24 protein-coding genes and 1 riboswitch are annotated in these 26,358 nt (G+C 46.1%); of the genes, 21 read left to right on the top strand and 3 right to left on the bottom strand.

Annotated elements, in window-relative coordinates; all coding sequences use genetic code 11:
• Positions 1-105 precede the first annotated feature (105 nt).
• The 3 genes from plsY to NFR99_RS01175 all read left to right on the top strand — a co-directional run bounded on the left by plsY (position 106) and on the right by NFR99_RS01175 (position 2,930).
• Positions 106-765, top strand: coding sequence for a glycerol-3-phosphate 1-O-acyltransferase PlsY (plsY, locus tag NFR99_RS01185; RefSeq protein WP_120482162.1), 660 nt, complete (start codon positions 106-108; stop codon positions 763-765).
• Positions 766-767: 2 nt separating this feature from the next.
• Positions 768-1,778: an NAD(P)H-dependent glycerol-3-phosphate dehydrogenase gene (locus tag NFR99_RS01180; protein WP_120482161.1), complete on the top strand. Its 1,011-nt coding sequence runs from the start codon at positions 768-770 to the stop codon at positions 1,776-1,778.
• Between the two features lie 99 nt (positions 1,779-1,877).
• On the top strand, positions 1,878-2,930 hold the full coding sequence (locus NFR99_RS01175; RefSeq protein WP_120482159.1) for an ABC transporter substrate-binding protein: 1,053 nt from the start codon (positions 1,878-1,880) through the stop codon (positions 2,928-2,930).
• A 95-nt stretch (positions 2,931-3,025) separates the two neighbouring features.
• Here the strand turns inward: NFR99_RS01175 and NFR99_RS01170 are convergent, their stop codons facing one another.
• The gene (locus NFR99_RS01170; protein WP_251352299.1) at positions 3,026-4,429 is read right to left on the bottom strand and encodes an MATE family efflux transporter; all 1,404 of its coding nucleotides are present in this window, start codon (positions 4,427-4,429) and stop codon (positions 3,026-3,028) included.
• Between the two features lie 135 nt (positions 4,430-4,564).
• Here NFR99_RS01170 and NFR99_RS01165 point away from each other — a divergent pair, with 135 nt between their 5' ends.
• Positions 4,565-5,461 (top strand): AraC family transcriptional regulator, encoded by an 897-nt coding sequence (locus NFR99_RS01165; RefSeq protein ID WP_251352297.1) that lies wholly within the window; start codon positions 4,565-4,567, stop codon positions 5,459-5,461.
• A 16-nt stretch (positions 5,462-5,477) separates the two neighbouring features.
• Here NFR99_RS01165 and NFR99_RS01160 read toward each other — a convergent pair whose 3' ends face one another.
• Both NFR99_RS01160 and NFR99_RS01155 read right to left on the bottom strand, forming a co-directional pair.
• Positions 5,478-5,873 carry a hypothetical protein gene (locus tag NFR99_RS01160; protein ID WP_120482156.1) on the bottom strand — a complete coding sequence of 132 codons (396 nt, stop codon included), beginning with the start codon at positions 5,871-5,873 and terminating at the stop codon, positions 5,478-5,480.
• Positions 5,874-6,641, bottom strand: a complete 768-nt coding sequence (locus tag NFR99_RS01155) for a hypothetical protein (RefSeq protein ID WP_251352294.1) — start codon at positions 6,639-6,641, stop codon at positions 5,874-5,876.
• 296 nt (positions 6,642-6,937) lie between these two features.
• On the opposite strand from NFR99_RS01155, the gene NFR99_RS01150 reads away from it, so the two are divergent.
• The 17 genes from NFR99_RS01150 (at position 6,938) to NFR99_RS01070 (ending at position 25,649) form a co-directional block, all read left to right on the top strand.
• Entirely contained in the window at positions 6,938-8,635 is a 1,698-nt protein-coding gene (locus tag NFR99_RS01150; RefSeq protein ID WP_251352292.1) for an AAA family ATPase, read from the top strand.
• 141 nt (positions 8,636-8,776) lie between these two features.
• Positions 8,777-9,706 (top strand): ABC transporter permease, encoded by a 930-nt coding sequence (locus NFR99_RS01145; protein WP_251352290.1) that lies wholly within the window; start codon positions 8,777-8,779, stop codon positions 9,704-9,706.
• On the top strand, positions 9,699-10,493 hold the full coding sequence (locus tag NFR99_RS01140; protein WP_251352288.1) for an ABC transporter ATP-binding protein: 795 nt from the start codon (positions 9,699-9,701) through the stop codon (positions 10,491-10,493). The genes NFR99_RS01145 and NFR99_RS01140 overlap by 8 nt, the downstream gene beginning before the upstream one ends.
• A gap of 223 nt (positions 10,494-10,716) precedes the next feature.
• Positions 10,717-11,133 carry a DUF8180 domain-containing protein gene (locus NFR99_RS01135; protein WP_120482149.1) on the top strand — a complete coding sequence of 139 codons (417 nt, stop codon included), beginning with the start codon at positions 10,717-10,719 and terminating at the stop codon, positions 11,131-11,133.
• Between the two features lie 12 nt (positions 11,134-11,145).
• Complete coding sequence (locus NFR99_RS01130; RefSeq protein WP_120482147.1) at positions 11,146-11,337, top strand: CooT family nickel-binding protein; 192 nt, start codon at positions 11,146-11,148, stop codon at positions 11,335-11,337.
• A 35-nt stretch (positions 11,338-11,372) separates the two neighbouring features.
• Positions 11,373-12,293, top strand: coding sequence for a methylenetetrahydrofolate reductase (locus NFR99_RS01125; RefSeq protein ID WP_120482145.1), 921 nt, complete (start codon positions 11,373-11,375; stop codon positions 12,291-12,293).
• Between the two features lie 34 nt (positions 12,294-12,327).
• Complete coding sequence (locus NFR99_RS01120; RefSeq protein WP_120482143.1) at positions 12,328-13,098, top strand: ATP-binding protein; 771 nt, start codon at positions 12,328-12,330, stop codon at positions 13,096-13,098.
• Positions 13,099-13,203: 105 nt separating this feature from the next.
• Positions 13,204-15,096, top strand: coding sequence for an anaerobic carbon-monoxide dehydrogenase catalytic subunit (gene cooS / locus NFR99_RS01115; RefSeq protein ID WP_120482141.1), 1,893 nt, complete (start codon positions 13,204-13,206; stop codon positions 15,094-15,096).
• A 30-nt stretch (positions 15,097-15,126) separates the two neighbouring features.
• Entirely contained in the window at positions 15,127-15,897 is a 771-nt protein-coding gene (locus NFR99_RS01110; protein WP_120482138.1) for an ATP-binding protein, read from the top strand.
• A gap of 16 nt (positions 15,898-15,913) precedes the next feature.
• Positions 15,914-18,037: an acetyl-CoA decarbonylase/synthase complex subunit alpha/beta gene (acsB, locus tag NFR99_RS01105; protein WP_120482136.1), complete on the top strand. Its 2,124-nt coding sequence runs from the start codon at positions 15,914-15,916 to the stop codon at positions 18,035-18,037.
• Between the two features lie 281 nt (positions 18,038-18,318).
• Positions 18,319-19,260: an acetyl-CoA decarbonylase/synthase complex subunit delta gene (gene acsD / locus NFR99_RS01100; RefSeq protein WP_120482134.1), complete on the top strand. Its 942-nt coding sequence runs from the start codon at positions 18,319-18,321 to the stop codon at positions 19,258-19,260.
• Positions 19,261-19,286: 26 nt separating this feature from the next.
• Complete coding sequence (acsC, locus tag NFR99_RS01095; RefSeq protein WP_120482132.1) at positions 19,287-20,630, top strand: acetyl-CoA decarbonylase/synthase complex subunit gamma; 1,344 nt, start codon at positions 19,287-19,289, stop codon at positions 20,628-20,630.
• Between the two features lie 39 nt (positions 20,631-20,669).
• Positions 20,670-21,455: a carbon monoxide dehydrogenase/acetyl-CoA synthase methytransferase subunit gene (acsE, locus tag NFR99_RS01090; protein ID WP_120482129.1), complete on the top strand. Its 786-nt coding sequence runs from the start codon at positions 20,670-20,672 to the stop codon at positions 21,453-21,455.
• Positions 21,456-21,458: 3 nt separating this feature from the next.
• Positions 21,459-23,378 (top strand): corrinoid activation/regeneration protein AcsV, encoded by a 1,920-nt coding sequence (gene acsV / locus NFR99_RS01085; protein ID WP_120482127.1) that lies wholly within the window; start codon positions 21,459-21,461, stop codon positions 23,376-23,378.
• Positions 23,379-23,450: 72 nt separating this feature from the next.
• Positions 23,451-24,089, top strand: coding sequence for a DUF3786 domain-containing protein (locus tag NFR99_RS01080; protein ID WP_251352286.1), 639 nt, complete (start codon positions 23,451-23,453; stop codon positions 24,087-24,089).
• 65 nt (positions 24,090-24,154) lie between these two features.
• Positions 24,155-24,784: a cyclodeaminase/cyclohydrolase family protein gene (locus tag NFR99_RS01075; protein WP_120482123.1), complete on the top strand. Its 630-nt coding sequence runs from the start codon at positions 24,155-24,157 to the stop codon at positions 24,782-24,784.
• Between the two features lie 13 nt (positions 24,785-24,797).
• Positions 24,798-25,649, top strand: a complete 852-nt coding sequence (locus NFR99_RS01070; protein ID WP_120482121.1) for a bifunctional 5,10-methylenetetrahydrofolate dehydrogenase/5,10-methenyltetrahydrofolate cyclohydrolase — start codon at positions 24,798-24,800, stop codon at positions 25,647-25,649.
• 152 nt (positions 25,650-25,801) lie between these two features.
• Positions 25,802-25,989: riboswitch (cobalamin riboswitch) on the top strand.
• Positions 25,990-26,358: the final 369 nt, after the last annotated feature.

The following is a 26,358-nucleotide window of genomic DNA, read 5'->3' as shown; positions in this document are numbered from 1 at the left end:
CCCAAAAAGGTATGGTGTCTTTAGTTTTAAAGCATTTATAGCAGTTTTGGTAAAAATTCAAATTTGCTCATTTATAGGAAAGAAAAGAAAAGGAGTGATCCGGCTATGGTAAGATTAATCTGTCTGGCGATAGGATATGCATTTGGGCTGTTCCAGACCAGTTATATTTATGGAAAGCTGCACGGAATTGATATCCGCGAGCATGGAAGCGGAAACGCAGGGAGCACAAATATGCTGCGTACTTTGGGACTAAAAGCGGGGCTGCTTACGTTTGCAGGCGACTGTATGAAATGTATCCTGGCGGTAGCGCTTGTCCGTATTCTGTTTGCAGGAAGCTATGGGGACATGCTTCCGCTGCTGGCTTTTTATGCGGCGGCGGGAACAATTCTTGGGCACAATTTCCCGTTTTATCTGGGGTTTCGGGGAGGGAAAGGAATCGCGGCTACGGCCGGGCTGGTGCTTTCTTTTAACTGGATTATGGCCATATTAGGAATTATTACATTTTTTACCACATTTTTTGTAACGCATCTGGTATCTTTGGGCTCTCTTCTGGTGTATGTAGGTATTATGATTGAACTGGTGGCGCTGGGGCAGAGCGGATATTTTGGCATGAGCCAGATGCACCTGAATGAGCTTTACGCGGTGGGGCTTGTATTGGCAGTGATGGCTTTTTGGAAGCACCGCGAAAATATTAAAAGACTGCTGGGAGGGACGGAGCGGAAAACATATCTGTCCTCAAAACAGAAAGAATCGGAGGGAAAATAACTATGGCAAAAATCGGAGTTATTGGAGCGGGCAGTTGGGGAACGGCCCTGGCGCTTCTGATGCATAATAATGGGCATCAGGTAACCATCTGGTCTATCATTGGCGCAGAAGTAGAAATGCTGCGGACAAAACGGCAGCATGAGACAAAGCTTCCGGGAGTCCTCCTTCCGGAAGCGATTGAAATAACCGGAAATCTGGAAGAAGCAATGTCTGGCAAAGATGTGCTGATTCTGGCGGTTCCCTCCCCGTTTACCAGAAGCACGGCATGTATGATGAAAGAATTTTTAAAAGCTAATCAGAAAATTGTAAACGTGGCGAAAGGAATTGAAGAAAATACCCTTTATACGCTTTCTGATGTCATAGAGGAAGAGTTGCCCTGCGCTGATGTCGCCGTACTTTCCGGACCGAGCCACGCAGAAGAAGTAGGAAAGGGGCTGCCGACTACCTGTGTAGTAGGCGCACATACGAAGGAAACGGCAGAGTATCTTCAGAATCTCTTCATGAGCCCTGTGTTCCGGGTATATACCAGTCCGGACATGCTTGGTATTGAACTTGGCGGAGCATTGAAAAATGTGATTGCCCTCGCGGCGGGCACTGCCGATGGGCTGGGATACGGAGACAACACAAAAGCAGCGCTGATTACCCGTGGAATTGCAGAAATCGGCCGATTGGGTATTCAGATGGGCGCAAAGCTGGAAACATTCTGCGGTCTGACAGGCATTGGCGACCTGATCGTTACCTGCGCCAGTGTTCACAGCCGGAACCGCAAGGCAGGATGGCTGATTGGGCAGGGATATACAATGCAGGAGGCTATGGACGAGGTTAAGATGGTTGTAGAGGGTGTGTATTCTGCGAAAGCGGCTATGGGGCTTGCCCAAAAGTATCAGGTAGAGCTGCCGATCATCAGCCAGGTCAATCAAGTGCTTTTTGAAGGCAAGAGCGCGGCAGAAGCAGTCAATGAGCTGATGCTCCGTGACAAAAAAATAGAACATTCTGAACTTCCTTGGGGTTGACCTTTTCTACAAAATGGTGTATATTAAGACACATGAGCCGTACTTTAGCGATTAAAAGCGTTAAACCGGCAAAGAAATAAAGGAAAAGAGGATAAGTTTATGAAGAAAGTATTGGCAACATTGATGGCAATGGGACTGGCAGTATCGGCACTGGCCGGCTGTGGTTCCTCAGAGAAACCGGCGGCAACAGACGCAGCTACAGAGGCAGCATCAGGAGCTGAAACAAGTGCAGGCGAGACATCTGCGGATAATGCAGGTGATGGAGAGAGCTATAACGTAGGTATCTGCCAGCTGGTTCAGCATCCGGCATTGGATGAGGCGACAGAGGGTTTCAAAGCTGCATTGAGTGAAAAACTGGGAGATAAAGTTTCTTTCGATGAACAGAATGCATCCGGTGATTCTGCGACCTGTGCAACGATTGTAAACCAGTTCGTGGCAAATGACTGTGATTTGATTCTGGCAAACGCTACCGCTTCCCTCCAGGCGGCAGCAGCGGCAACCGACACCATTCCGATTCTCGGGACTTCCATTACAGACTACGCAACAGCTCTGGAAATTGACGATTGGACAGGTACGACCGGCAAGAATATTTCCGGTACTTCCGATTTAGCTCCGCTGGATGAGCAGGCAGCTATGCTTAATGAGATGTTCCCGGATGCGAAAAACGTAGGTTTGTTATACTGCTCTGCTGAGGCAAATTCCGCTTACCAGGTAGGCGTAGTGAAAGAAGCGCTGGAAGGTCTTGGCTATACCTGCACCGAGTACAGCTTTGCAGATTCCAACGATATCTCTTCTGTAGCAACGAACGCGGCTTCTTCCAGTGATGTCATTTATATTCCTACAGATAACACTGCGGCCTCTAACGCAGAAGTTGTAAACAACGTATGTGTTCCGGCAGGTGTTCCGGTAATCGCAGGCGAGGAAGGTATCTGTAAAGGATGCGGAGTTGCCACACTGTCCATCAGCTACTATGATATTGGATACAAAGCAGGCGAGATGGCATATGACATCTTGGTAAATGGCTCAGATGTAAGCCAGATGCCAATCGAATTTGCTCCGCAGGTAACAAAGAAATATGTCGCTTCCAGATGCGAAGAGCTGAAAGTGACTGTTCCTGACGGATACGAGGCAATCGATGAGTCCGCAGAATAAAAAATGAAACAAACAGCAGGGGGAAAGTCCCCTGAAAAGGAGAGCGCTTCCGGGAATGAAACCCGGAAGCGCCTTTGTTTTATTATTTAGTTCAGTCAGCTTATGGCAGCATTTTTAGAACATACAATCGGTTTTGAAGAATCCTTTTTCTGTGATTCGTCCTTTTGCGTCAGATTTTTTACCCAGCTATATTTTTTGTAGTGCTTATATACTACCGGAAGCTTTACGATTTCATCTAAGTTCAGGACGAAATATACTGCCAGTACCGGCCATTTCAGGATAAATGCTGCGATGAATCCCAGAGGAACGGTTACGCACCACAGGGTTACGGTATCGCATATCAGGCCAAAACGGGTATCTCCTCCGGCGCTGAAGATTCCTCCGATAGTAGTAGTGTTGATGGATTTTCCCACCAGATAGTATGAGCACACGATAAACATCCATTTCAGATATTCTTCCGCCTGGCTGCTCAGGGCTGCGAAACGGAGTATAAGCGGCGAAACCGCCAGTAAGAGAAGTCCCGTAATGATTCCGCTGATGACTGCCAGCCGGCAAAGGTTCCTTCCTGCTTCACGTGCCTGTTTGAGCCGTCCTGCGCCCAGTTCATGTCCTACGAGAATGCTGCCGCCGTTTCCTATGCCAATGCAGAAGCACACCATCAGGTTCTTTACGATATTGGCGATGGAATTTGCCGCTACGGCATCACTTCCCATATGCCCCATCACAACGGAATACATTGTAAAGCCGCATCCCCAGGCTAACTGATTTCCAAGGATTGGCAGGGAATACTTCCAATAAGTTCTCAGAAGGACTTTGTCAGGACGTATAAAATAGTGCATGTTCCATCGGATTCTTCCGGGTTTACGGGAATCCAGGACTGCCCATACCATCTCTGTGCCGCGGGCAATGACAGTCGCCAATGCGGCTCCGGCAATCCCCATTGCCGGGGCGCCGTACAGACCAAAAATAAGAATAGCATTCAGCCCGAGGTTTAATACCACTGCTGTAGAGCTGATTAGCGTACTCTTTGCCGCATGCCCGGTGTTTTTCATAATGCAAAGGTAAATCTGTGAAATACCGCACATCAGATAGGAAACGGCAGAAACCTGCAAATATGTGATTCCGCCGTCAATTAGGCTTTGCTCCGATGTAAAAAAGCGCATTACCTGGCGGGGGAACAGCAGGGTTCCAAAACAAAATATCAGGGAGACTGCCAGGGATGTACGGAGTACAAAGGCAAGTATTTTTGCTACTGATTCTGAATCGCCTTTTCCCCAGTACTGTGCAGCCAGCATACTTGTTCCCATAGCAAATGCCGTAAGGAACAGATTGAATACGAACATCATCTGTCCGGCAAGCGAGACTGCCGACAGGGCTTCCTGGCTAATCATGCCCAGCATAATAGCATCTGAGGCGCCTACCAGTGACAGCATGAACTGCTGGAATGCAATCGGCAGCACCAGTGACAGCAGCTTTTTGTGAAAATCGTGATTTTTCATAATGTCCTCCTACTCCCGGCACTTGTTTCCGGGGTTTGAATGTGATAAGATTATACCATCAAAATAGGAGGAAAATTAGGACTATTTTATCATATAATAGGATAAAACATTCATATCTGAAGGAGAGATGAAAAAATGATTTCTTTGTGTGAATCTATATTTGACGGTCAGAGAAGAGAATTGAAAGAACACGGCTCTTTTTCTTTTCCGGCAGCATGTTACTCAAATACACAGCAGAACCACTCGGTTCCCTGGCATTGGCATGATGAGCTGGAGGTGCTTGTTATGGAAAAAGGAAGCGCCCGGATACAGATTTCGTCTTTAAAGAGAGAAGTGAAAGAAGGAGAGGGTTGTTTTATTAATGCGGGTATCCTTCATTCTATGGAAAAGATTCCGGGAATGGATTTTGATGAACATTCACTTGTTTTCCATCCCCGGCTGATAGGCGGCAGCATGGACAGTATTTTCTGGCAGAAATATGTCCTGCCGCTCATATCTGACCGTTCACTGCCCGGAATTTTTCTGGAACAGTCGGTTCCCTGGCAGAAGGAGATGCTTTCGCTCATCCGGGCAGCTTGGAATGCCTGTTCTTCAGAAGAGGGAAATTATGAGATTGAGACGCGCAGTTCCCTGTCTCAGTGTGCCGGTATCCTGCGCCGGCAGCAGCCGGGGCAGCCGGGAGCGCAGCCGGAAAAAGCGCTGCGCCAGGGAGAGCGCATGAAAGTTATGCTGGCATTTATCCAGCAGCATTTTGGCGAAACCATAACCATCCGGCAGATTGCCGACAGCACGGCGGTCAGTGAAAGCGAGTGTATGCGCTGCTTCCATCATACAATTGGCATAACGCCTATCGCCTATCTGAAAAACTACCGCCTGCAGTGTGCCGCTGAACTGCTGGAAACTACCGCGCAGCCAGTCTCATTTATCGGCGAACAATGCGGCTTTCGGGAGATGAGTTACTTTGCCAGGGCGTTTCGTCAGAACTACGGATGTACGCCGTCGCAGTATCGGAAAGCGTCTGCGACGGCGTAAGAATTAGGTGTTTGATTCAATTATGCTCTCTCGAAAGGTTTATGGTAGTTGAGCCGGATTCTGTGCTGATTGTTACTTTGAGGGGTTCAGTATCATTCGCCGGTTTTGCACAGAGGAAAGAAAATTCTGAATCGTGCTGAAGAACTTCCGGCTCATCGAAATTTTCCTGAATCGTTGTCTTTGTCAGTCCCTGTTCAATAGTTACCTCTATTTGTCTGGTTTTGCAGCTTTCCGTTCCGGTGTAACGGATGGTCAATTGCGCGCTGGCGTTAGAATCTGCCCGGCAGGTAACCGCCCAGGACTCATTTTCCCCTGCATACATTATGACAGCGTCGTGGGAAATGAAATAAATGAGGCCTAATATCAACAAGGTGCAAAATGTTAAGAGAGTAAATAATACTTTTTTGTTCATTTATGCGTCTCCATTCACATGATTTACCAGCATTGCTTGATATGTATATCCATTGGGACGTTTAAGCGTCATAAAGTATGTACATCCAATATCGCCTCCAGTACCAGTATGTACAGCAACCCACGTAGAGGGAGGGGTAATTGACCATGTCTTCTTGCTTGCCGCATATTTCCCTGTTTCTTTTGTTTGGGTTACAAGGGAACCTGTTTTTTCTGACATACCTGTTTGCGAGTATCTTACATAATGGCTTGAGATAGTTGTACCGTTTGAACCGCTAATGGTATATCCACCATTCATAGATTTTATATATGTAAAGGTCGCGTTTTGTATTCCTTTGCGTCTTCCATAGTATATTGTCGATGTCGAATAGAGTTTTACGGTAATACTGCTATCCCAACCTTCTTCATAGACGCTTCCGTCTTGGAGGGAATTGGCTAATCTTTTAGCTGATTCTTCGCTATTCATTACTAGGCTGAGTGTATCTTTTCGAATGATTTCTTCTTTTTGGATTAATGATTTATTATTTGTATGAATTAAAGTCTCTTCTGCAAATGACAAGATATTGCCATTGACTGATATAATATTATCATTATTGATCAATTCTTTTACATTTAAATATTTGTCACTAAAGTAATCATTACGGTTCTTTGCATCGGAAAATTTCATTGTGTTAGTAGCCACGTTATTTTCAGAAACAGAGCCATTTTCAGCCGCATAAATATTTTGGGTTCTTGAATAAAAAGCTACAATAATTGTAAGAATTAGCATTGGTATGCTTTTTGATAGGCGTATTTTTTTTCATCTTCTTCGTCCTTTCTTTGATAACTACGTTGAATTCCTGCATCTCATTGAAATATTATTTAATCACCCCACTTCATATAATATATTTTTGTATATAGTTATTATAATAAAAAATATATTCATGTCAATAAAAATATTGTGATTTATATTATGCTTGCCCCTAAATTGATATGAAGATACCGTTTGTTTTTTTCGTCTCCTATGCTATAATTGCTATCATATGAGGTTGAAGCACAAAACGTTGAAGAACAGGAAGGGGAAAGATGAGCGAGTATAAGCCGTTGCCAGTGGGAGTTGATAATTTTGAAAAGCTGATTACTGACGGATATTATTTTGTGGATAAGACGCTGCTGATAAAAGAGCTCCTGGATAAAAAGGGTGAGGTAAATCTGTTTACCCGTCCCAGAAGATTCGGAAAGACTTTAAATATAAGTATGCTCCAGTACTTTTTTGAAGACGCCCGTGAGAACGACGGAAGAAAGAGAGATAACCGCAGTTTGTTTGAAGGATTGCGCATCATGGAGGAAGGTGAGAAATATCTTTCTAAATTCGGGAAATATCCGGTGATTAGTCTTTCGTTGAAATCAGCGAAGCAGCCGAATTTTGAGGAAGCTTATATGGCGCTGCGGACAGAAATCGCAGGGGAATTTAAAAGGCATTCTTTCATAGCGGAACATGAGTGTTTGTTCCCGGATGAGAAAGAGCTGTTTTTGAAGCTTATGCTACAAAAAGGAGAAAAAGCAGAATACAATCAGTCGCTGAAATTTTTATCTTCCTGTATGAAAAAATATTATGGAAAAAAAGCAATGATACTGATTGATGAATATGACGTTCCATTGGAGAATTCGTTTTTTCGGGGTTTTTATGAGGAGATGGCAGATTTTCTCCGCTCACTTTTTGAGTCGGCGTTAAAGACAAACAGCAGCCTGGAGTTCGCGGTACTTACCGGGTGCCTGCGGATTTCGAAGGAAAGTATTTTTACAGGCATGAATAATTTAAAAATCATTTCGATATTGAGCGACAAGTACGATGAACATTTTGGTTTTACGGAAGCGGAAGTCAGGAAAATTTGTGAAGATTATGGAATGAACTCAAAAATCCCAATATTTGAAGAATGGTATGATGGTTATCTGTTCGGAAATAAGAATGTATACAATCCTTGGAGTGTAATTCAGTTTGCAGATGATTTGCAAGAGAATGAAGAGCGTTTTCCGTATTCTTACTGGGCAAATACAAGTTCCAACAGTATTGTACGGAGCCTGATTGAGCGGGCGGATGATGAAATAAAGAGCGAGATTGAAGCATTGATTGAAGGGAAAAGCGTAGTAAAGCCAATTCATGAGGATATTACTTATGATGAGGTTTATAAAAGTATGGATAACCTCTGGAATTTTATGTTTTTTACAGGTTATTTCCGAAAGGTACGGGAGTGGATGGATGAGCGGACAAAACAGCACTTTGTAGAGCTGGCTATTCCGAATCAGGAAATAAAGTATATATTCCGCATGAAAATTCTTACGTGGTTTGATGAGAAATTGAAAGAAAAAGACCGCTCAGAGCTGTTCACAGCGCTGGTGAACCAGGATGTGGAAAAGCTGGAGGATGAAATCGTGGATCTGCTGATGGAGACGATTAGCTTTAATGACGCTTATGAAAGTTTCTATCACGGTTTTTTGGCCAGTATCTTGTCAGGAATGAAAGGGTATATCATAAAGTCTAACCGGGAGGGTGGAAAAGGAAGGAGCGATTTGTTTGTCAAGCCTGTTACCCGAAGAAAAGCGGCGTTTGTAATAGAGTTTAAAGTGGCGAAGAGGTTCGAAGAGCTGGAAGCAAAGGCCGGGGAAGCGCTGCGGCAGATAGAAGAGAAGCGTTATGCGGACGAACTGCACGGCGACGGGTATCAGGAGGTTATCCGGTATGGGATTGCATTTTTCGGGAAGGACTGTGTGGTGAGAGCTTGAACGTCAGTGCAGGTGTAACAGTTCAGCCTTCGGCTTCACTGTTACGTGCAGGTCTCAAAACTAGTGCTTGCATGTTGATTTTGTTTTTACTATAATAAAGAATTAGAGAAATACATATATACTATTGAGGAGGAGAAGAAAGTGAACATTACGACACTGTTAAACGCGATGCCGGGAGCCTGTGCCCAGGGGCTGATTTGGGGGATTATGGCAATCGGGGTGTACATTACTTACAAAATCCTGGATTTGGCAGACCTTACGGTAGACGGGACGATGTGTACAGGAGGCGCCGTCTGTATTATGATGATGCTGAATGGGCAGTCTGTAGGAGTTTCTCTGCTATGTGCATTTCTGGCTGGAATGCTGGCTGGACTGGTAACGGGAATTTTCCATACGGCGATGGGAATTCCGGCGATTTTGGCGGGGATTTTGACTCAGTTGGGACTTTATTCCGTAAACTTGCGGATTATGATGGGAAAATCAAACCAGGCGCTCAGTGTGGACAAGTATAATCTTCTTGTATCCCTGAGATACGTAAAGGGAGTCCCATTTTATCAGAATAGTATTTTCGTGGTAATGATTTTTATTCTTGTAATTATTGCTGCGCTTTACTGGTTCTTCGGGACGGAGCTGGGCTGCTCTATCCGTGCGACAGGTTCCAACCAGAACATGTCAAGGGCACAGGGGATCAATACAAACACACGCAAAATCATCGGACTGATGCTTTCGAACGGTATCGTGGCTCTTGCCAGCGGCCTTTACGCCCAGTACCAGGGGTTTGCAGATGTGAATATGGGGCGCGGCGCGATTGTAATCGGACTGGCTGCGGTTATTATCGGACAGGTTGTATTCGGGAAAATCAGGGGGAACTTTGCGTTTAAGCTGTTTGCCGTGGCGCTTGGAGCGATTATTTATTATCTGGTTATCCAGGTCGTTCTCTGGATGGGACTGAATTCTAACGATTTGAAGCTGCTGTCAGCGCTTGTGGTGGCGGTATTCCTGGCGATTCCTTATATGAAAGGAAAGTATTTTGCGAAGGGTATAAGAAAAGGAGGTTCTGCCAATGCTTAAGATAACAGGTGTAAAAAAGACATTCAATGCGGGCACGATCAATGAAAAAGCGGCTTTGAGGGGGCTGGAACTTACTTTGAATGAAGGAGATTTCGTAACGGTTATCGGAGGAAACGGAGCCGGGAAATCTACAATGCTGAATGCGATTGCCGGCGTCTGGCCGGTGGATGAAGGAAGTATTTTTATTGATGATATCAATGTGACGAAGCTGCCGGAGCATAAACGTGCGAGCTATCTGGGGCGTGTGTTCCAGGACCCCATGACGGGGACTGCAGCCAGCATGATGATAGAAGAGAATCTGGCGCTTGCGGCGAGGAGAGGCGCGCGCAGGGGCCTTAGGCAAGGAATTACGAACAGTGAGCGGGAAGAATACAAGGAACGGCTGAAAATTCTGGATTTGGGACTGGAAGAGCGGCTTACTTCCAAAGTCGGCCTGCTTTCCGGCGGACAGAGGCAGGCGCTGACGCTGCTTATGGCGACGCTGAAAAAACCAAAAGTTCTTTTATTGGATGAGCATACGGCGGCGCTAGATCCCAAAACAGCGGCAAAAGTGCTGGACGCTACAGACCGCATCGTGTCAAAGGACAACCTGACGACAATCATGATTACCCACAATATGAAGGATGCCATTGTACACGGAAACCGCCTCGTGATGATGTATGAGGGACGGATTATCTATGATGTGGCGGGCGAAGAGAAAAAAAGCCTGAAAGTTTCTGATTTGCTGGCGAAGTTTGAACAGGTCAGCGGCGGAGAGTTTGCAAATGATAGAATGATACTTGCGTAAATTCGCCAATTTTTGTTAATTTTTATCAAATTATTGAAAAAAGTACATTCGTAATTGTTGAGAATGGATATATGTTGTGTTATAATACAGACATATAAGCAGATTTTGTTTGCTATATGTCCAAAAGTTAATGATACGATGCTATGAAAGGCCATAGCTGCAGATGTGAAAGCGCGGATTTATCGGCTTTCATGTTATTTTGTGTGAAAGGAGGTAGATGTCGATGCACTTGGTAAAGGATGAAAATGGAAATGTATGCGCACATGCACACAGCCATACACATTCTCATACTCATGAAGGCGGACTGGAACACAGCCATCCCCACAACCATGAACACGGACATGAGAATGAGCATGACCACACGCACTCCCACGCAGACGGCTGCAGTCAGGAGTCCTGCGGAGAATGCCGGGGCTGCGGGCATGAACATTCAGAGGCATCTGATAAGAATGCGGCACTGCTGACTTATATGTATCAGCATAACCAGAGCCATGCTGCGGAACTTGACCAGATGGCGGAAAAGCTTTTGAAGGAAGGGAACGATAAGGCTGCGGAACAGATACGCAAAGCAGTGGATGAGTTCCAGAAAGGAAATATGTATCTGAACCTGGCGCTTGCCGTGGTGAAAGACGGGCAGTAGGAGGAATGACAGATGTGTTTAGCTACAGTTTACAATAAAGCCCAGGAGCCTGACAGTGTGATTTTACAGTATGTCAGCAAATTAGAGGTGGATGGTGAAAATATCACCCTGATTGATGTAATGGGTGAGCAGAAGACCATCCGGGGAAGCATCCGGTCTGTAGACCTGACCGGGGGATGTGTTGTAATTAACTGCGAAGAGTAAGCAGTTAAAATAAAAAACATGGAGGTAGTTTAGCAATGAAAAGATTATCGGAAATGATGAAAGAAAGACAGTTGCTTTCTTTCGAGCTTTTTCCACCAAAAACAGACAAGGGAATGGAAAATCTCCCTGGAACAATCGGGAAGCTGTGCGAGTTTGAGCCAGAGTATATTTCCTGTACATACGGCGCCGGCGGCACAAACGTAGGAAAGAATCTGGATGTGTGTCAGATGATTAAAGAGGCAGGAACCACTCCGGTAACACATTTCACATGCATCGGAAACACTCGTGAGGGAATCAAAGAGCAGCTTGAAAATTATCTGAAAAACGGCGTAGACCATATGCTGGCGCTTCGCGGCGACCTTCCGTTCGGATGGACAGGAACCGGCGGGGATTTCAAATATGCGACAGATCTGGTAGCTTTTGTGCGAAAAGAGTTTGGCGATAAATTTGAAATTGCAGTGGCAGGTTCCCCTGAGGGACATATCTCATGCCGCAGCCTGGATGCTGATGTGGCAGTTTTGAAACAGAAACAGGATAACGGCGCGGACTACATCATGACACAGCTCTGCTGGGATATGGAGCAGTTCAAGCGCTGGCAGGATAAGCTGGACAGAGCGGGTATTACGATGCCGGTTGACGTAGGTATCATGCCGATTCTTGACCAGGCAGCTACGATTAACATGGCGCTTTCACGTAATGCATGTGTAATGCCGCGTGCACTGTGCGAGCTGATTTCAAAATACTGGATTTTCCCGAATCCATTTGATAAAGAGCCGTTTGACGCGGCGGTTGACCAGAAGAAAGCTGACTTCAAGAAGGCTGGTATTGAATACACAATTAAGCAGATTGATGAGTACCGTGCACTCGGAATTAATGGTATCCATCTGTATGCACTGAATAAGTGGAAAGACGTTACTGACATCATCAATGAGTCCGGTATCAAGACAATGGTTTAATTTACTGATATTTCTTTAGAAGGAGCATGATTTTATGTCATTTACTATAGCGGTAGCGGGAAAAGGCGGGGTCGGAAAGACAACGCTGTGCGGTCTGATGATTGACTATTTAAGCAGGAAAGGGAAAACACCGATTCTGGCCGTGGATGCAGATGCGAATGCGAATCTGAACGAAGTCCTCGGCGTGGACGTGGAGATGACTCTTGGTGAAATCCGCGAGGAAGTGACCCGGGCAGAGATGAGCAAGGAAAATCCGATTCCCAAGGGTATGACAAAAGCAGATTATATGGAATTCATGTTCGGACGCTGTCTTTCTGAACAGGACGATTACGATTTACTTGTAATGGGACGCTCACAGGGGAAAGGTTGTTATTGTTTTGTGAACGGGCTTTTACAGAGCCAGCTGCAGAAACTGGCGCCTCATTATCCGTATATTGTGGTAGATAATGAGGCGGGAATGGAGCATATCAGCCGTGGTATTCTGCCGAAAGTGGACACTTTTATACTGGTCAGCGATTGTTCCAGAAGAGGAGTTCAGGCGGTAGGACGCATCGCAGAACTGATAAAGGAATGTGATATGAAGCCGGATTCTGTCGGGCTGATTGTAAACCGTGCTCCAAACGGTGAATTAAATGAAGGAACCAGAGAAGAAATTGAAAAACAGGGGCTGCAGCTCTTGGGCATTGTGCCGCAGGATACGGATGTCTATGAATATGACTGCGACGGAAAGCCTACGGTGGAGCTGCCGGAGGAATCCCCTGTCAGGAAAGCTTTGTTTGAGATTTTAGACAGGCTTTTTGTATGATACTATCCCCTTGTTTCAGGCAGGGGGATTAAAAAGAAGTAAAAATATCCCGTGGGGGTGGATGCGATAAGTCATCATACACCCGAAATAAAAAGGAGGTTTATAATGGGAAATTTTAAATTGACAACGGTAGAAGAATTCGAAGCGGCTACCGAGAGATTGCTGGAGACTGGCAAGAAGGTTGGGGCAGATGGATGGCAGTACAGAGTTGCCAATCAGACTCCGCATTGTAAATTCGGCGAGCAGGGTGTCTGCTGTAGAATCTGTTCTATGGGACCGTGCCGTATCACGCCGAAGGCTCCGAGAGGAATCTGCGGATGCGACGTACATGGCATCGTTGCCAGAAATTACCTGAAATTCACAGCCGGCGGTTCTGCGACACATTCTGATCATGGACGTGAAATCTGTCATACACTGTACAATGCAAAGCCGGAAGGACCATATAAAGTAAAAGATCCTGAGAAGCTGATCCGCATTGCAAAAGAGTGGGGCGTGGAGACAGAAGGAAAAGATATCTATGACCTGGCTCATGAGATGGCTGTACGCGGTCTGGAGGAATACGGAAAAGTATTCGGACACCAGAATTTCTTAAAGAGAGCGCCGCAGCATACCCAGGAAATTTGGGAGAGAGAAGAAATCGCTCCGCGTGCAATTGACCGTGAGGTATCCTGTTCCTTACATATGACCCATATGGGATGTTCTTCCAAACCGGAAGCATTAATCAGGCAGTCCCTGCGTTCAGGTCTTTCTGATGGATGGGGCGGTTCTATGGCAGGAACAGAATTCTCTGACGTCCTGTTCGGTACGCCGAAGCCGATTGAAACAGAAGCAAACCTCGGCGTTATGGAAAAAGAGAATGTAAATATCGTTGTTCACGGACATGACCCGTCATTGTCCGAGATGATTTGTGAATATGCAGACGATCCTGAGATGATTGCATATGCAAAATCAAAGGGAGCAAAGGGAATTACCGTTTCCGGTGTATGCTGTACTTCAAACGAAGTGGCTATGCGCCGCGGTATTCCGATGGCAGGAAACTTCCTGCAGCAGGAGAATGTCGTGCTGACGGGCGCATGTGAGGCGATTGTTGTTGACGTGCAGTGTATTTTCCCGGCGCTTGGGCCTTTGAGTAAATGTTTCCACACAAAATTCATCACAACATCACCGATCGCGCAGATGCCGGATTCTGAGTTCATCAGATTCAATGCGAAAACGGCAGACGAGAATGCAAAAGCTATCGTAAAGATGGCAATCGATAACTTTGAGAACAGAAATCCTGATCTCGTATATATTCCGGATCTAAAGCAGAAAGCGACTGTAGGCTATTCTGTAGAAGCTATCGTAAAAACCCTGGATGGAGTTACCAACTCACAGGTGGATGAGACAGGTACGACAAAACCATTGATCGAGTGTATCACATCCGGCGTTATCCGCGGAGCGGTGGCTATGGTTGGATGTAATAACCCGAAAATCAGGCCTGACCATGCGCATATCGAACTGATGAAAAAGTTGATTGCAAATGATATCATCATTGTTGCTTCGGGATGTTCCGCACAGGCTGCTGCAAAGGCAGGGCTGATGGATAAAGCTGCGAAAGATCTCTGCGGCGCAGGCTTAAAGAGAGTATGTGAGCTGGCTGACATTCCTCCTGTTCTTCATATGGGATCCTGCGTAGATATTTCCCGTATGATGGTGCTGGTGGCAGAACTGGCAAAGGATTCCGGACTGAATATTTCCCAGCTGCCGGTTGTCGGATGCGCGCCTGAATGGATGTCTGAGAAAGCGGTATCTATCGGTAACTACGTAGTGGCTACCGGCCTTGATACATTCCTCGGCGTGGATCCGTATGTATCAGGCTCTACAGAAGTAGCCGAGCTGCTGACAGGCGGTATCAGGGACTGGGTAGAGGCTGCTTACACCGTAGAAAAGGATATCGACAAATTAGGAGATGCCATGATTGCAAGAATCGAAGAGAAGAGAGAGGCTATCGGCATCTAAGACAGAAAACATGGTAAAGGATGAATCACTATGAAGATTGCAGTAACCGGAAAGGGCGGCGTGGGTAAAACCACTTTTGCCGCCACACTGGCAAGATTATACGCAGAAGAAGGCAAGAATGTGCTTGCTGCAGACGTAGACCCGGACGCAAATCTGGGACTGGCACTGGGATTCCCGGAAGATTTGCTGGATTCTATCGTGCCGATTACGAAAATGCGCAAGCTGGTGCAGGAACGTACAGGTGCGAACGACGACAACAAATTCTACAAAATTAACCCGAAAGTATCCGACATTCCGGATACCTATTCTAAGACATACAACGGTGTAAAACTATTGGTGCTTGGAACCGTGGATACGGCGGGAAGCGGCTGTGTATGTCCGGAGCATGTGATGCTGAAACGCATTATCAATCATCTGGTGCTGCGGAGCAGCGACGTGGTTATCCTCGATATGGAAGCCGGACTGGAACATCTGGGACGTGGCACAACGGACGGAATGGATCAGTTTGTGGTAGTCATAGAACCGGGAGCCAGAAGCATCCAGACATACAAGAACGTGAAGCGGCTGGCAGAAGGGCTGGGCGTAAAGCAAGTGCGTGTCGTAGCGAATAAAGTACGGAATGAGGCGGATGAAGAGTTCATCAGCTCCAGGATTCCGGCAGAGGATTTACTGGGATTCATTCATTATAATGAAGAGGTCATTGACGCGGACCGCCAGGGCAAATCACCGTTTGACTTCAGCGAGAAAGCCGTCAGTGAAATTATAAAAATAAAAGAAAAAATCGATAAATCAAATAGCTGATTGGAGGTATTTAACAGTGACATTATTTGATGTTGTATTTAGTGGAAATGATACCGTATACGGTTTGACAGAGGGCGCAATCAATGGCGCGATTGAAAAACATGGCGCAGACAAAGCGATTGCTTTCCCAAATACCGCATACAGCCTGCCCTGCTACTATGGCGTAACAGGCACAAAGGTTGCAACGCTTGGCGAGCTGAAAGACGCCCTCGGCGTAGTGAAGAGCCTGATGACAAGAGAAAAGCGCCTGAATGACGCGTTTATGTCAGGCGTGGCTACTGCTTTGTGTGCGGAGTTCATCGAAGTGCTGAAGTATATGGACGGTGCAGTACCTTATGAGGAGCCGTGCTACGGGCATTTGGCAGATGCAGTTATCCGTGAGCTGGGCGTACCCCTTGTAACAGGAGATATCCCAGGCGTGGCAGTTATCCTCGGCTCTGCCCCTACCGCACAGGAAGGCGTAGAACTGGTAAAAAGCTATCAGGCACAGGGTATCCTGGTAACATTGGTTGGCGGTATTATTGACCAGTGTGAAGAGATGGGCTACAAGACAGGCGCAAACGTACGCGTTATCCCTCTTGGAAAAGATGTTACAAGCGTAATCCATGTAGTATCTGTTGCAGTCAGGGCAGCTCTGATTTTCGGCAACATCCAGCCGGGCGATGCAGCCGGTTTAATGAAATATACTTTCGAGCGTGTTCCGGCATTTGTTAATGCATTTGCACCGCTTGATCCGGTTATCGTTGCATGTGGCGCGGGCGCTATCGCGCTTGGATTCCCGGTTATCACAAATGAAGAGACTTTCCGTGTGCCGAAGAGCCTGATTGTACAGAAAGACGTTTCCAAATTTAATGCAACTTCTCTTGAAGCAAGAGATATTAAAATCAAGATTACGAATATTGATATCCCTGTGGCATTCGCTTCCGCATTCGAAGGAGAAATCATCCGCCGCGGCGACATGCAGGTAGAGTTTGACGGCTCCAGGGTAGACTGCTGTGAGCTGGTACATGCAAAAGAAGCCAGTGAGATTGAGGATCACAAGATTGAAGTTATCGGACCAGACATCGACGAGATGGAAGTAGGAAGCAAGAACAGCATCGCATACGTGGTAGAAGTAGCAGGAAAGAACATGCAGGCAGACTTCGAGCCGGTATTTGAGCGTAAATTCCATTCCTATCTGAACTGCATCGAGGGTGTGATGCATACCGGACAGCGTGATATGATCCGTATCCGTATCAGTAAAGATGCATTTGCGGCAGGATTCCGTGCAAAACACATCGGCGAAGTGCTCTATGCAAAAGTTAAGAGCGAATTCGCAGCCGTAGTAGATAAGTGCCAGGTTAAAATTTATACAGACCCGGCTGAGTGTACAAAGATTCGTCATGAAGTGGCAACACCAATGTTTGACAAACGTGACGAGAGACTTATGACTCTGACAGATGAAGGCGTAGAAGTATACTACAGCTGTATCATGTGCCAGGCATTCTCACCGAGCCACGTATGTGTGGTTACACCGGAAAGACTTGGACTCTGCGGCGCTGTTTCATGGCTGGATGCAAAAGCAACCCATCAGCTTGATCCGGAAGGACCGTGCCAGGTAATCACAAAAGAGCGTATTATTGACGAGAGAATCGGCGAATACGAAGACGTTAATGAGGCTGTACGCAAATTCTCCCAGGGAGCTCTGGAAGATGTATCTCTGTATTCCATTATTGAGAAACCGATGACTTCCTGTGGATGCTTTGAGTGTATCTGCGGTATTGAGCCGCTTTCAAATGGCGTATGCATCGCTAACCGTGAGTACGCAGGCATGACACCAATTGGTATGACGTTCCCTGAACTGGCTTCTATGACAGGCGGCGGCGTTCAGACGCCGGGATTCATGGGACACGGAAAGCACTTCATTGCTTCCAAGAAGTTCATGAAGGCAGAAGGCGGTGTTGCCAGAATCGTATGGATGCCGAAAGATTTGAAAGATCAGGTAGCTGAGAGATTGAATGAGACGGCAAAAGAAATGTACGGTATTGAAAACTTTGTAGATATGATTGGCGATGAGACGGTAGCGGAAGATCCCGAAACATTGCTGGCATTCTTAGAGGAAAAAGGACATCCGGCTTTAAGTATGGAACCAATGATGTAAAACCGAGAAAAGAAATCAGGCGACGCCGCAGGCGGCATTTGATTTCACCGAGGTTTTAACTCAAGACCTCCCAGGCAGCGTAAGCTGCCGCGGATGCAGAGCAGACGCAAAAGAGGGAGGTCTTGAGTCTACCTTTTGAGGAGCTACAATAAATTTTTCTATGTACTTTTTTTAATACACATCTGAAAAAGCCCCATACCCAAGGCTTTTTCATTGATTTTTGACTAAGACTGTTGTAAAATCATGGTAACAGCTTAGAACATGAAGGAGGATAATTTAAAATGCCATTTACAGCTAAATCAGGAAAGTTCAACGCCAGCATCAATACTGTTGAAATTGGCAGCGGAGACAAAGCAGTCAAAATTGGCGGTGAGAATGTATTACCCTTATATTCTTTTGACGCACCAATCGAGAATGCACCGAAGGTCGGTATCGAAATCACGGATTTTGGTATGGACAATGAACCGGACTGCGTGAAAAAATATTATGAAGGCTGCGAAAGTATCGCAGACATCGCAAAGAAAGCCGCTTCCTTTGAGGGGGTTGACTTTTTATGTTTCCGTATGGAAGGCGGAGATCCAAACGGAGCAAACAAATCCACAGAAGAATTAATCGGCGCACTAAAAGAGGTGGCTGCAGCAGTAGATCTCCCAATCGTAGCGGCAGGATGCAAGAATGCTGAAAAAGACGCAGAGCTTCTTTCTAAAGCAGCAGAGGCGCTGGATGGCAGAAATGCAATGCTTCTGGCGGCAAAGGAAGAGAACTACAAGACAGTAGGCGCGGCAGCCGGACTTGCTTACAAGCAGATTGTAGGTGCGGAGTCAGCCGTTGATATCAACCTTGCAAAGCAGCTGAATGTGCTTATCGGACAGCTTGGCGTAAACAGCAAGAGTATTGTTATGAACGTAGGTACTGCAGCAGCCGGATATGGATTCGAGTATGTGGTTTCTACTATGGATCGTATTAAAGCAGCGGCATTGTCACAGAATGATGCAAACCTGCAGATGCCAATTGTAACTCCTGTAGCATCCGAGACCTGGAGCGTGAAAGAAGCTATGGCTTCTGAAGCAGATGTTCCTGAGTGGGGAGACCAGGAAGCGCGTGGAATTGATATGGAAGTTGAAACTGCTATGGCAGTTATCGCATCCGGATCCAACGCAGTTATCCTGAAACACCCGACGTCAATTGCAACCATCACAAACCTGGTTAAAGAATTAGTATAACTGCTATCGAAGGAGGATTATAAATTATGGCACTTAAAGGTCTTGATATTTTTAAATTGTCACCAAAGAAAAACTGTAAAGAGTGTGGATGTCCTACCTGTATGGCATTTTCTATGAAAGTGGCACAGGGTGCGATTGATGTCAGCGCATGTCCGTATTTTGCACCGGAAGCTCTTGCAAAACTGTCAGCAGCTACAGAGCCTCCAATGAAAACCATCAAAGTTGGTGCAGGGGATGCTGAGATGACACTCGGCGGCGAGACAGTATTGTTCCGTCATGAGAAAACTTTTGTCAGCAAGACGCGCTATGCATCGGCCGTATGCGACTGCATGGATGCTGCCGCAGTGGATGCGAGATTAGCTGATATTGCAAAGGTTGATTATGAGCGAATCGGTGAGCGTATGTTCGTGGAGATGATTTATGTAAATCACTCTTCTGAAGCAGTTTCCGATTATGTTGAAATTGTAAAAAAAGCCGCAGCTACCGGACGTGTCCTGGTACTCGGATGTACAGATGTTGAACTGGCAAAAGCTGCGCTTGCAGTATGCAAAGACAGCAAGCCAATCTTAAACGGCGCAGATGCTTCCAACTATGAAGCAATGAATGCCGTTGCTACAGAAGCGGGCGTTGTTCTCGGCGTAAGCGGTGCAAACCTTTCAGAAATCCATGATACCGTTGAAAAACTGGAAGGTCTTGGAAACAAGAATCTGGTAATCGACGTGACCGGAGAAAATGTAAAGGATACGTTTGCAAATGCAGTTCAGGTACGTAAGGCTGCTTTGAAAGACGGAGACAGGACATTTGGTTATCCATCAATCGTCAACACAGCAAAAATTGCAATGGGTGACTCACACAAGCAGGCTGCTCTGCTTTCACTGTTTACCATGAAATATGGTTCTATCGTAATAGCAGAAAACATCTCTTATGCAGAAGCTCTTCCGCTGTACGGTCTGCGCCAAAACCTGTTCACAGATCCACAGAAGCCAATGAAAGTCGAGCCGGGCATTTATCCGCTGAATGGCGCAGATGAAAATTCTATATGCCTGACGACGGTGGACTTCGCTCTTACATACTTCCTGGTTTCCGGAGAGCTGGAGCGTTCAGGCGTACCTGTAAACCTGATTATCAGCGATGCCGGCGGACTTTCCGTACTGACTTCCTGGGCAGCAGGCAAGTTCTCTGCAGGAACCATCGCTAAATTCTTTGAGGAAGCAAAGATTGAAGAGAAAGTAAAGAGCAGGAAATTGGTTATCCCTGGCAAAGTAGCTGTATTAAAGGGAGAAATCGAAGCAAAATTACCGAACTGGGAAGTAATTATTGCACCGAACGAAGCAGTACAGCTTGTTAAATTTATGAAAGATTTCGCATAGGTGATATGCGGATTATTTAAAAGAAAAGGAGAACAGACAATGGCAAAATTTGTTACAATTGGTGAAAGACTTTCCACCACTGCTCCGGCAGTCAACAGAGCTTTTACAAGCCGCGATCCTGAACCAATCCTGAAAAGGGCGAAAGAGCAGCTGGATGCAGGAGCTGTTTATCTGGATGTAAATATCGGACCGGCAGAGAGCGACGGAGAGGATTTAATGAAGTGGGCAGTTCAGCTGCTTCAGAGTGAGTTTGACAATGTACCTCTGGCACTGGATACTTCCAATACCAAGGCAATCGAAGCAGGTATTTCCGTATATAACCGTTCCAAAGGAAAACCGATTGTAAACTCTGCGGATGCAGCAGGAAGGATTGAAAATATCGATTTGGCAGCAGCTAATGATGCCATCGTTATCGCACTCTGTAACGGCGAAGGTATTGCAAAGGACAATGATGAGCGTATGGGATACTGCCAGCTTCTTCTTGAGAGAGGACTTGAGCATGGCATGGAGGCTGAAGATCTGTGGTTTGACCCATTATTCCTGGTTGTAAAAGGAATGCAGGACAAGCAGATGGATATTCTGGAATGTATCAAGATGTTCTCTGATATGGGACTGAACTCTACAGGCGGTCTGTCCAATAACTCTAACGGTATGCCAAAGCACATCCGTCCGATTATGGATTCCGCAATGGTTGCAATGGCTATGATGCAGGGGCTTACTTCTGCAATTGTAAATCCATGCGACCTGCGTCTGATGGAGACAATCAAGTCTTGTGACGTATTTAAAAACAATACTTTGTACGCAGATTCCTATCTGGAGATTTAATAAATGTATAAGGTTACTTTTAAGTTTGAAAACAGCGAAGATGTCAGCGTCTTCGCTGCTTTCGGTGAAAGCCTTCTTGAGGTAGCGAGAAAAACAAATGTAGCTATCGATGCACCGTGTTCCGGAAATGCATCTTGCGGAAAATGCAGAGTGAAGCTCATTGATGGAGAACTGGAATCAAAAAAGACCCGTCATATCAGTGATGAAGAATATGCGGACGGCTGGAGGCTGGCCTGCACCAGCACGATTAGCGCGGACGTAGAAGTGCTGGTGCCAGATATCGCCTCTGCTTACAGAAGCCGTATGAAAGTAGCTGATTTGTCATCACCGGACGAGATAAAGATTTTTGACGATATCAAATCATCCATTGCTGACGCAGGAATTGAACTGAAAAATAATCTTGAAATCATAGAATTGAGCATGGAAATTCCGACTTTGGACGATACGATGCCGGATAATGAGCGCCTTACACGCGCAGTAAAAGCAGAAACAGGCTTAGAGAGGGTGAAGCTGCCGTACTCTGTGCTGAAAAAACTGCCGGATGTATTGCGTGAATCAGACTTTAAAGTAAAAGCCGTGATCCGGAAAACCGCGTCAGATATCTTTGTGTACGATATTTTCCCGGCATCGGAAGAGGTAGTCGTTGCCGGAGCGGCAATCGATATCGGCACAACTACAGTGTCCGGTATCCTGATTAACATGCTGGATGGCTCGATTCTGGCAAAGGGGTCTGCAGGAAACGGGCAGATTCGTTATGGAGCGGATGTTATTAACCGGATTATCGAATCAGATAAGCCAGGCGGGAAGGAGCGGCTTCAGAAAGCCGTGATTGATGAAACGCTTAATCCGCTTCTGCATGGCATGTGCCGCCAGGCAAAGATTACAAAGCGCAATATCTATCGTATGTGCGTAGCAGCGAACTCTACCATGAATCATCTGCTGATGGGAATCAATGCGAACCCGCTGCGCATGGAGCCGTATATCCCGGCATTTTTCAAGACGAATTCTTTGTTTGCGCAGGATATTGGCATTGATGTGAATCCTGACGCCCATATTATCGTGGCGCCGAATATAGGCAGTTATGTGGGCGGCGATATTACGGCAGGCGCGTTTGTGAGCATGCTGTGGAACAGACCGGAATTTTCACTTTTTATTGATTTGGGAACCAACGGGGAAATCGTGTTTGGAAATTCTGACTTTATGATGAGCTGTGCATGTTCGGCAGGCCCTGCATTTGAAGGCGGCGATATCAGCTGCGGCATGCGCGCGACGGACGGCGCCATTGAAGCATGTACGATTGATGCTGATACGATGGAGCCTGCGTTCCAAATTGTAGGAGAAGAAGGCACAAAGCCTATCGGGCTGTGCGGTTCCGGTATCATCGACGTTATCAGCGAGCTGTTCCGCTGCGGAATCATTGACCCCAAAGGGAAATTTGTGCGCGACGGTAAAAGGATAAAGCGCGACGCATATGGAATGGGAAGCTATGTGCTTGCATTTGAAGCCGATGCCGGTTCTGTAAAAGATGTAGAGATTACAGAAGTGGATATTGACAATTTCATCCGTGCCAAAGGCGCTATTTTCTCTGCAATCCGCACGATGCTGGCATACTGTGACTTTGACATTTCCATGATTGAGAATGTGTATGTAGCGGGAGGTATCGGCAGCGGCATCAATATGGAAAATGCAATCAATATCGGTATGTTCCCGGATGTACCGCTGGAAATGTACCACTACATCGGAAATTCTTCTCTGGCGGGCGCTTATGCCATGCTGTACTCTACGGAGTCAGAGCGGAAGGTTTATGAAGTGGCGCAAAATATGACTTATATAGAATTGAGCGCGATTCCTCAGTATATGGATGAGTTTGTAGGCGCATGTTTCCTGCCGCATACAGACAAGTCCCTGTTCCCCAACAGATAAAAACAGTGCTTTGGTCTTAAAAGCAACAAAATATAGAGGATAGGCTTGAAACAGCAAGAGAAGGAGTAACCCATGAACATAGACTACGGAAAAGACAACAAAGAGCGCATCCCTTATGAGCATTATCTGGCGGAATTTCGAAAGCTTAACCCACAGGAGGCAGCACAGCGCACAGGTATTCCCTGGCATGAAGAAACGCAGGAATTTGAAATGCACATGATGCAGAAGCGTTTTCTGATTAAATGGCCGGAATGTACGATACGGAAAGCAGACCCGGAAGGACATGGATATGGAGCGATGGAGGATGGCATTCCGCCGAAAATCATGGTGATGCGTTATCTGACCAGAGGTGTGTCATCCACGGGAAGCGGAAATTTCCTGACCTATCGGGAAGTTCCCCACGGAGAAGTATATTTCCGTCAGTTTCAGGGACGCTGTATGATGCGCCTGGCGTTTGGATATGGTTCGAATCTTTCTCTTTTTCATGCGCAGATGGAAAAAATCGGGGCAAAAAAGCTGGATATGGGAGACGCCGCTTACGAATTTGAATTTCTGGATAAGTATTTTGTACGCTTTATTTTGTGGGCAGGAGATGACGAATTTCCGCCGTCCTCCCAGATACTATTTTCTGATAATTTCCCGTTGTCTTTTGAGACGGAAGATTTGGCAGTGGTGGGGGATATATCGATCAATACATTAAAGAAAATCTAACAGTCTGGTCTGGCTTTTTGCAGCACAAAGCCAGACAGCAGGAACTGAAAACAGGAGGTAGAACAATGGGGTTTTCAACAGTACCATGTAATGAATTTGTAGAAGTGCTGGCATCAAAAGCGCCCGTACCGGGTGGCGGCGGCGCATCTGCGCTTGTAGGCGCTATTGGGACAGCGCTTGGAAATATGGTGGGCAGCCTGACTGTAGGCAAGAAAAAATATGCAGATGTGGAAGCAGAGATGTATGAGCTGAAAGCAAAATGCGATAAGCTCCAGGCTGACTTGCTGACGCTGATTGAGAGGGATGCGGAGGTATTTGAACCGCTTTCAAAAGCATACGGAATGCCAAGAGAGACAGAAGAGGAAAAGGCCGAGAAAGCCAGAGTTATGGAAATCGTGCTGAAAGACGCCTGCTCTGTTCCGATGGAAATCATGGAGAAATGCTGCGAAGCTATCGACATTATCGCCGAATTTGCCGCAAAAGGTTCCGCGCTGGCAATCAGCGACGCCGGAGTTGGAGCAGCGTTCTGCAAAGCAGCGCTTGAGGGCGCTTCCCTGAACGTATATATCAATACAAAATCCATGAAAAACAGAGAATATGCAGAAGAGTTAAATAAAAAAGCTGACGCTATGCTTGCGGAATATCCGAAGAAAGCAGAAGAAATCTTTAACAGCGTACTTGGAAGATTGAAATAAAAGGAGAGGGAACATGGCAAAACAATTGTTAGGAAAAGAAGTCGTAGCGGCTCTGAATGAGCGCATTATTGCAAAAGCCCAGAAGCTGAATGAAAAAGGAATTAAGCCAACGCTTGGAATTGTGCGTGTCGGTGAAAACGAGAGCGACCTGTCATATGAAAGGGGAGCTACAAAGCGCTGCGAGAAGCTGGGCGTGGAATATAAGAAATACCTTCTTCCGGCAGATGCAACGCAGGAGCAGGTGCTTGCAGTAATTGACGAAGTGAACAACGATGAATCTGTCCACGGAGTACTTTTATTCCGTCCTCTCCCGAAACATTTAAATCAGAATGAGATTGAGCAGGCGCTTGACCCGGCAAAAGACGTAGACTGTATGACAGACGGCTCTATGGCCGGCGTATTTACAGGAAAAGACCTGGGTTATCCGCCATGTACGCCGCAGGCATGTATGGAAATTCTGGATTACTACGGAATTGACTGCACGGGGAAAAAGGCGGTGGTTGTAGGACGTTCTCTGGTTGTAGGAAAACCTGCCGCCATGATGCTGATTAAGAAAAATGCGACTGTGACCGTATGCCACACGAGGACTGTAGATATGCCGTCTGTAGTAAAAGAGGCCGATATCGTAATCGTGGCTGCCGGACGCGCAGGAGTAGTTGACGATTCTTATGTAAGGCCGGGACAGATTATTATTGACGTAGGTATCAATGTAAATGAAGAAGGAAAACTCTGCGGTGACGTAGACTATGCAAAAGTAGAGCCAATCGTAGATGCCATCACTCCCGTACCTGGCGGCGTTGGAAGCGTAACTACCTCCGTGCTGGTAGGGCATGTAGTAGAAGCGGCAGAGAAGGCAAGTAAATAGCAGGATTACTGATGGAACTGATGTTTTAGAAAATTCCCCGCGGCGTTTAAATGGCTGCGGGGAATTTTTACGATTCATGATTTTCTTAAAACCAATCATAAAAAATAAAGATTGACAAATTACTACCAGGCTAGTAGGATATAGATGTGTAATTTAATATTGCCATATGAAGTGCAGGGGTATTTGCTCCTGAAAAGGGAATCAGGTGAGAGTCCTGAGCGATCCGGTCACTGTATTCAGGGAATTCTGTTCCATAAGTCCATTGCATACCCATTTGTGAGAAGGCGGGACAGCGTAATGATCTGTAAGTCAGGAAACCTGCTTTATATGTGAGATGGGCTTCCGCGTAAAGTTTAACATCCATTCAGGACATAAGAGGTATGTCCTGCGTTAAATGTCTGCAAGGGTAAGCAGGCATGTTTTTACTTAGTGAATGATTCTCGCTGCGTTTTTATTAAATACACAAAAAAAGCTGAGGTTCCTATAGAGCCGCAGCTTGAACTACCTCCTTCGGGAACAGGTATTCCGCAGCCTGTTCCTAAGCAGTGCACAGCACATCCGAAGCTTTCTGATTGGTATTACAGGCAGAAGCGAGGGTGTGCTGTATTTTTGTTAAAAAAATCACGTATATTGATAAAAAATTAGAAAAATAGCAGCGAAATCAAATGATAATTCGAAAAATATTATTGTGAAAACTGCAAATATAAAG

This window comes from Hominisplanchenecus murintestinalis, from assembly GCF_943193015.1.
GTDB lineage: Bacteria > Bacillota > Clostridia > Lachnospirales > Lachnospiraceae > Hominisplanchenecus_A > Hominisplanchenecus_A murintestinalis.
The sequence above is the reverse complement of the archived record's forward strand: the minus strand, read 5'-3'. Positions and strand labels throughout refer to the sequence as shown.